Below are 1,754 nucleotides of genomic sequence, written 5' to 3' on the forward strand. Positions count from 1 at the left end.
TTGACGTTTACGTCAACGTCAATTATGCCGATTTTTCGCGGCCACCACGCCCTTCGCAGCTAGGCACAGGCGCGATGCCAACGCCAGCACCAGCGGCCGTCGGCACCGCATCCCCATCCTCCGCTGAGTTGTCGGCAGTCCCCAGGCGCGCCAGCAGCGCGCGGGCCTCCTTCTCGTGCACCTTGATCTCGTCGAGCGTGGCCTGCAACTCGGCCATCTGGTCCTCGATCTGGCGCCGGTGGACGGCGAGCACCTGCAGGAACTTGCGCAGTTGCGGCCCGGTATCGCGCGGGCTGTCGTACATGTCGATCAGGTCCTTGGCCTCGGACAGGCTCAAGCCCAGGCGCTTGGCGCGCAGCACGAGCTTGAGCCGCGTGCGGTCACGCGCCGAATACACGCGGCTGCGCCCACCCGGGCCTTTGCGCTGCGGCTGCAGCAGGCCCATGTCTTCGTAGAAGCGGATCGCGCGCGTGGTCAGGTCGAACTCTCGCGCTAGATCGCTGATGGTGTAAGTCACAGTACTGGCCATGCCAACCTCGACACGATGTCCGTCGCAATAGGGCCCTGGCGAGAGCAGCGCTGCGGGCATGGCCCCGGAGCGCAGACCTTGACGTTGACGTGAACGTCAATCGAAACAGAATGTTACGCCATGAAACCGGTGTGCCAGCGGCGCGTGCTATCGTTGCCTGCGTGAACACAGCCACTCCCGCTTTGTCCCTATCCGCCGCTTGGCGCCTGACCCGCCCGGGCTTTCTAGCCCTGACGGCGGCGGCCGTCGCGTTGGGACTGGCGATGGCCGCCGCCTGCGGCTGCGGGTTCGATGCGCTGCGCGCCGGCGTCACGCTGGGGCTGGCGCTGGCCGCCCACGCCGCGGCCAACGCCTGGAACGACTACCATGACGCGCTCAACGGCGCCGACGCGGCCAACCCGGCGCCGCTGTCGCCGTTTACCGGGGGATCACGCGTGATCCAGCAGGGCACAGCGCAACCCGAGCACGCCCGCCAGTTAGCCCTCGGCCTGACCGCACTCGTGGTGCTGGGCGGGTTGTGGCTGGCGCTGCAGACGGGTACTGCCCTGCTGGCCGCGGGCCTGGCCGGTCTGGTGCTGGGATGGGCGTATTCCGCCCCGCCCCTGCGCCTGATGGCACGTGGCCTGGGCGAGGTGGCGGTGGCGGCCGCCTGGTGGCTGATCGTGCAGGGCGCGCAGGTGGCCCAACGCGGGCAGTGGTCGCTGATCGCAGCCGTCTCGGCGCTACCCTTTGCATTGCTGGTGGCCAACATTCTGCTCATCAACGCGCTGCCTGACGCGCCGTGGGATGCGCGGGTGGGTAAGCGCACGCTGGCAGTGCGCCTGGGGCCGGTCGGCAGTGCCGCCCTCTACACCGCCCTGGCGGCGGGCGCGCATGCGGGACTGGCGGCCGCCGTCTGGCTGCACATCCCGCCCGCCACCGCATGGTGGGGCCTGGCGTCGGCGCCGCTGTCTCTGGGGGCGGCGGCGCTGCTGTGGTGGCATCTGAGCCAGCGCCGCCCGGTTGCCGCGCTGCGGCCCGCCATCGGCCTGACGATTGGCGCCGCCATCGTGCACGCGCTGGCGCTGGCCGGCGCGTTTGCTGCCATCGCGGCGCAGCGCTGATGCGGCAGCGGGTCGGCTGACGTGGCAAGCACCCACGACCAGCACCCGATGGCCCGGTTGAGCATGCCCGGCGACGCCGTCATCCTGCCTGCCACCACGGCGCCCGGCTGGCAGCCGCCCTC

At 70.5% G+C, this 1,754-nt stretch carries 1 protein-coding gene and 1 pseudogene; one reads left to right on the forward strand and one right to left on the reverse strand.

The genetic code is table 11. The features are described 5' to 3' along the window. Positions 1-142: 142 nt before the first annotated feature. A pseudogene (locus tag V7Z54_RS05885) lies at positions 143-529 on the reverse strand (MerR family transcriptional regulator); the annotation flags it as partial. Positions 530-690: 161 nt separating this feature from the next. Between V7Z54_RS05885 and V7Z54_RS05890 the strand changes: the two are divergent. Then, positions 691-1,632: a prenyltransferase gene (locus V7Z54_RS05890; protein ID WP_334135071.1), complete on the forward strand. Its 942-nt coding sequence runs from the start codon at positions 691-693 to the stop codon at positions 1,630-1,632. The last annotated feature ends 122 nt before the right edge of the window (positions 1,633-1,754 follow it).

Origin of the sequence: Tepidimonas sp., assembly GCF_036824975.1 — a bacterium.
Taxonomy (GTDB): domain Bacteria; phylum Pseudomonadota; class Gammaproteobacteria; order Burkholderiales; family Burkholderiaceae_C; genus Tepidimonas.